3 protein-coding genes and 1 pseudogene are annotated in these 6,197 nt (G+C 39.2%); all 4 read left to right on the forward strand.

Annotated elements, in window-relative coordinates:
- Positions 1 to 137: 137 nt before the first annotated feature.
- Positions 138 to 1,283: pseudogene (locus tag ACMJ0U_RS04650) on the forward strand (TonB-dependent receptor domain-containing protein); the annotation flags it as partial.
- A 20-nt stretch (positions 1,284 to 1,303) separates the two neighbouring features.
- A complete protein-coding gene (locus ACMJ0U_RS04655; RefSeq protein ID WP_417128485.1) occupies positions 1,304 to 3,223 on the forward strand; it encodes a RagB/SusD family nutrient uptake outer membrane protein in 1,920 nt (639 codons plus the stop codon).
- Between the two features lie 64 nt (positions 3,224 to 3,287).
- Positions 3,288 to 4,811: an arylsulfatase gene (locus tag ACMJ0U_RS04660; RefSeq protein WP_417128486.1), complete on the forward strand. Its 1,524-nt coding sequence runs from the start codon at positions 3,288 to 3,290 to the stop codon at positions 4,809 to 4,811.
- The coding region (locus ACMJ0U_RS04665) for a sulfatase (protein ID WP_417128487.1) at positions 4,808 to 6,197 on the forward strand (1,390 nt) is incomplete at its 3' end. The genes ACMJ0U_RS04660 and ACMJ0U_RS04665, both read left to right, overlap by 4 nt.

A 6,197-nucleotide genomic window follows, 5' to 3' on the forward strand; every position in this document is an offset into this window, starting at 1 on the left:
TATCCAACCCTCTATGACGAGTATCTCAAATGGTATCCCAAATAAAGAACCGCCACGTGCGGAACCGCATGCGTGGTGGTGTGAGAGGTCGGAAAACGAAAGTAGGAAGAAAACTACTTCGTTTTCCTCCTACTCGATTACCTTCTCTTGTAAGTCAGAATTTTACATGGGAAAAGGTCGGGACTGTCGATGTTGGTCTTGATTTGACGATGCTGGGTAACAGACTTACAGGTACCTTTGACTGGTATCAGAGAAATACCAGTGGAATGTTGGCTCCAGGTATGCAGTTGCCTGCTGTGGTGGGTGCGGAGGCTCCTTATCAGAATACTGCAGATATGCGTACCAGAGGATGGGAAGTAGCGTTAAACTGGAGGGATATGATTGGTAATTTTGAATATAGGTTAGGATTCAATCTTTCTGATAGTAAATCAATCATTACTAAATATGATGGTAATTCTGATTGTCTGCTTAGTAGTCAGAGAACAAATATTTATACAGGAGGAACATATACGTTTTGGGATTACTATAAAGGAAAAGAGATTGGTGAGATTTGGGGGTATGAATTTGATGGCTTCTATACTGTAGCTGATTTTAAGAATACGACTACATGGGAATTAAAGGACGGTATTGCTAAACCTGATAATGCAAATCCTATGCCAGGTGACGTGAAATTCAAGAACCTGCGTGATGATGAGAAGGGTGTCAACTTGATTACCAGCGGCGATAATACCTTAAATAATCCAGGGGATAGAAAGGTAATAGGAAATGAGACACCAAGATATCTTTACGGAATCAATTTAGGAGTAGGATACAAGGGATTTGATTTGAGTATATTTATGCAAGGAACTGGCCGCAGGGATAAGTGGATTGCTAATACCTTGACGTTCCCATTATATTCAGACTTTAAATTTATTCCACTATATGATGGACTTGAGAATTATTGGCAACCGGCAGATGCTGCAAATGGAGATTATACTTGTATCACTCCTAATGCTGAATTTCCTCGTATTTACGGCAGTTATGGAAATCAAGCTTCCAATTATCGTGAATCTGACAAGTATCTATGTGATGCCTCTTATTTCAGAATAAAGAATGTAACACTTTCGTATACATTTCCTAGAACGTTGATTTCCAAATTGTTCCTGAAACAGTTGAAGGCTTTTGTGAGTGTGGAAAATTTAGCTACATTCTCTTCGTTGCCTAAAGGTATTGACCCTGAAACATTGACTTGGGACTATCCGGCATTTCGTACAGTTTCGTTCGGTATAAATGTTACATTGTAAAATCTAATATGTATAGTTTTATGAAAAAGATTATTATTCATGTCATGATATTGTCAAGTCTTTCATTTACAAGTTGTAATGATAGTTTTCTTGACAAAACGCCTGTCACAGAATTGACAGAAGAGACTGCGTTCAGTTCTTATGATAATTTCAAGGCTTTCATGTGGCCTTGTTATGAGATGTTTACGAATACGACAATTAGGACATCTATTGCTTCTGGCTCGGCATGGGGTGCCAATGGCACTTATCTTGGTGATGTGGATGCAGGTTACCTTCAGAAAAATAATGTGTCCGGTTATAATGAATTTGCCAATCAGGTGAAGGGTAGCACAGCCTCAGGAAATGGCTGGGATTTCAGTTCATTCATACGAAGAATTAATATAATGTGGTCTCATCTGGATGATTCACAGATGACACAGGCTGAAAAGGATCATTGGCGTGCTGTAGGAAACTTTTTCCATTCATTCTGGTATATGGAACTTATCGACAGATTCGGTGATGTGCCTTGGGTTGATACGGTTTTGGATGAAAGTTCACCAGAGACATACGGGCCAAGAATTAGCAGGGATATAGTGGCTCAAAATGTAATGGAAAATTTAAAATGGGCGTATGAAAATATAGGTGACTTCGATGACGGTGAGAATACCATAAACAAGAACTGTATTCTTTTTGCCATTTCAAGATTTGGTCTTCGTGAGGGCACATGGCGTAAATACCATGGGCTTTCAGGAGGGGATGATTACCTTAAAGAATGTATTGCTGCAAATGCAATTCTTATGAAAGCATATCCTACGTTGTATAAAGGAACAGATACATCTCCTGCTACTGGGTATGGTGAAATGTGGACTACAGAAGACTTAAAAGATATTCCGGGTGTCATCTTGTATAAATCGTATGTGGAAAATATCAATCCTCATGGAGCCTGTTATGTGGAGCATACTTCCTCTCATCCTATAGAAATGAACCAGTTTACTGTGGATTTATATTTGATGAAGAATGGAAAACCTATTGCAAATCCAAGTTCAGATTATCATGGGAAAGAAAAAGACATGTATTATATTTTCAGAAATCGTGATCCAAGGCTTTATCAGACGGTTATTCCTCCGTACAAAGTGAAAGAAGCGAAGGGCGATTATGCGACATGGTCGTTTACGGATAATGAGGGAGATAAGGAGTATATAGAACTTATGGGTAAAAACGAATCTTGCTCTAATCCGGGCATTGGGATGAAGAGATTACCTGGGCAGAACTGGACTGCTAAGCTTGTTCCTGAAATACCTAGACTGGGGGTTGGCGCTTATGTGATGTGCCGTTCCGGATATTATGTTTGGAAAAATTGGAATAATTGGGAAACTAATTTTAATAATGGAGATTTGAATACAGCTGATAAGCCTATTTTCAAGATTGAAGAAATTCTTTTGAATGAGGCAGAGGCACAGTATGAATTGAATGGAAGTATTGACCAGTCCACAGTAGAGGCAACTATAAACAAACTTCGCGAACGTGCAGGCGTTGACAAAATGATAGTTGCAGATATTAATGATTCTTTTGATCCTAACCGTGGAAAGTACTATCCAAAGGATAATGAAAACGGCGTGCTTGTAGATCCTGTTCTTTGGGAAATACGTAGAGAAAGAATTGTAGAACTCATGGGTGAAGGTTTTGGCTTTTATGATATTCGCAGATGGAGGATGGCTCCCTGGTTCCTTAATAGAGTAACAATCGGTACTTGGGTTAAGAAAGAAGTTGCAAATGCAGCTGGACTTACGTTATATAATCCTGAAACGGGTGAGTCGGATGGCATAAACGGTTCTCTGGCAGAGGGAAATGTGTTTTTGTTCCCGAAACCTAAAGGATGGTTGGAGAAATATTATTTGTACCAGGTTCCTACTACTGAAATTGTTCTGAATGATAAACTTGAACAGAATCCCGGTTGGTAATAATTGATATTGAACGGTAAGTCCTGGTTTGTTTAATAAACCAGGACTTGTTTTAAAAGCTTATATGATGAAAAAAGAATTGTTATTTGCAAGCTGCCTTATAGCTCTTCCTTTCTGTGTGGCAAGTGCGACATCTAAACAGAAGCCTAACATTATTTTTATTCTCTGTGATGATATGGGCTATGGAGATTTGGCATGTTATGGCCAGAAATATATAAGTACACCTAATATAGACCGTATGGCTCAAGAGGGTATGAGATTTACTCAGGCCTATGCGGGTAGCCCTGTAAGTGCTCCGTCACGCGCCACAATCATGACTGGTCAGCATTCAGGACATTCGCATGTGCGTGGCAACAAAGAGTATTGGGGAAATTCTCCGCTAATGAAATATGGTGATAATGATGAGTATACCGTAGTTGGCCAGGAACCCTATGACCCAAACCATATCATTCTTCCTGAAATAATGAAGAAGAACGGATATACTACCGGCATGTTTGGTAAGTGGGCTGGGGGATATGAGGGTTCTTGTTCTACTCCGGATAAGCGTGGTGTTGATGAATATTATGGGTTTATCTGTCAGTTTCAAGCACATCTTTATTATCCCAATTTCTTGAATCGGTATAGTAAATCGAAAGGAGATACTACTACCATACGTATCACGATGGAAAAGAATATTAAGTATCCAATGTATGGTGAGAACTACAAGAAGCGTCCTCAGTATTCTGCGGATATGATTCATCAGGAAGCCTTGAAGTGGATAGACTCTCAGGATGGTAGTCGGCCTTTTTATGGATTCTTTACCTACACACTTCCTCATGCTGAGCTTGTTCAGCCTAATGATTCTATTTTAAAACAATATAAAGAGAAGTTTTTTCATGATAAAACTTGGGGTGGATCTGAGGGTAGCAGATACAACCCTTCGGTGCATACTCATGCAGAATTTGCCGGTATGATTACTCGTTTGGACACCTATGTGGGTGAAATACTTACAAAACTGAAAGAAAAGGGGCTGGATGAAAATACAATGGTAATATTTAGTAGTGACAATGGTCCTCATGAAGAGGGAGGAGCTGACCCGGATTTCTTTGGTCGTGATGGCAAATTGCGTGGCTTGAAACGCCAATGTTATGAGGGTGGCATACGGATTCCGTTTATTGTGCGTTGGCCGGGAAAAGTGGAAGCTGGTACCGTAAATGATCATCAGCTTGCTTTCTATGATATTATGCCTACCTTTTGCGAACTTATCGGTGATAAGAAGTTTCCTAAAAAATACATAAACAAAAAGCTTGAAGGTGATTGTTTTGATGGCATCTCTTTTGTCTCTACGCTGTTAGGTGATGATGAAAACCAGAAAAAACATGATTATCTTTATTGGGAGTTTCATGAAACAGACCAGATAGCAGTACGAATGGGAATTTGGAAACTTGTGGTCAAGGAAGGTGTTCCGTATCTGTATAATTTGGCTGATGATATTCATGAAGATAATGATATTTCTGTCAATCACCCTGAAATAGTAAAACAGATGATAGAGATAATAAAGAAAGAACATAAGAAAAGTGATATATTCAAAATAACTTTACCCCTATGAGAAATAAGTATTTTATAGCCTTTTCATCTTTGATACTCCCATATTCCGTATATTCTCAGGATAAGGGGCTGAATGTTGTGTTTATCATGGCTGATGATCTTGGTTTGAATGATACTGGATATACTGGGAGTGATTTTTATGAGACCCCTCATATTGATAAACTGTCTAAAGAGGGAATGGTATTTACGAATGCATACTCTTCTGCGGCAAATTCGGCTCCAAGCCGAGCTTGCTTTATGAGCGGGATGTATACTCCACGGCATGGAATATTTACTGTAAGTCCTCCGGATAGGGGAGACAGAACCAAACGTAAACTGATTCCTATTCCCAATATCGAGGACTTGAGGAGAGATATACCTACAATGGGAGAACTGTTTAAAAGAAACGGTTATAGATGCGGGCATGTAGGAAAATGGCATTTGGGTGATGAGGAGGATGGTACAGGACCGTTGTCAAGAGGTTTTGATGTGAATGTGGCTGGAGGAAGGGCCGGAACACCATATTCTTATTATTATCCTTATTGCAATGGCAAGGGGATGTGTCACATAGGTTTGGAGAAAGGCAGACAAGGAGAGTATCTTACAGACAGACTGACTGATGAGGCCGTAAATTTCATAAAGGAATCTGCACAGGGAGAAAAACCATTCTTCCTTTATCTAGCACATCATGCCGTGCATACGCCTATAACAGCTCCTAAGGATATCGTGGATAAATACGAGAAGAAAGTGAAAGGTAAATATCACACAAATTCAGTGTATGCCGCAATGATTGAAACACTGGATAATAGTGTGGGAAAGATATGCGGTATAATAGATTCATTAGGTATAAGTGATAATACTATAATTGTTTTTAATTCTGACAATGGTGGTTCTGAACCTATAACGGATAATTATACAGTCAGAGGAGGGAAGGGTATGCCGTATGAAGGTGGAAATAGGGTACCTTTGATAATTAAATGGCCGCAAGTAACCAAGGCCGGTAGTATTTCGGATTGTCCGGTCAACAATGTAGATTTCTTCTCGACTTTCCAAATGTATCTGGAGGGAAAGGTTGGTACTGAACTTGATGGAGTGGATATTTATCCGTTATTGAGTAATGAAAAGTCTTATATTGAGAGGGATTTGTTCTGGCATTTTCCAGCCTATTTGGAATCGTATACAGACAATGGAAAAGGTTTTAGGGCAAGACCTTATACTTCTATACGATCAGGCAAATGGAAACTGATTTATTATTACGAAAATAAGAACGTGGAATTGTTTGATTTGGTTAAGGACCCGATGGAGGAACATGATTTATCTTGTGAAAATAAAGAAACCGTTTCGGCTTTGCAGAAAAAGATTTTTGATTGGATAAAAGAAGTAAATGCTCCTGTGCCAGCAGAATTGA

Origin of the sequence: Phocaeicola sp. (genome assembly GCF_048170425.1) — a bacterium.
Classification (GTDB): domain Bacteria; phylum Bacteroidota; class Bacteroidia; order Bacteroidales; family Bacteroidaceae; genus Phocaeicola.

What these genes read in the sequence shown, in the direction of transcription:
- ACMJ0U_RS04655 (WP_417128485.1), top strand. Translation starts at nt 1,304, where the DNA reads ATGAAAAAGATTATTATTCATGTCATGATATTGTCAAGTCTTTCATTT.
- ACMJ0U_RS04660 (WP_417128486.1), top strand. Translation starts at nt 3,288, where the DNA reads ATGATGAAAAAAGAATTGTTATTTGCAAGCTGCCTTATAGCTCTTCCT.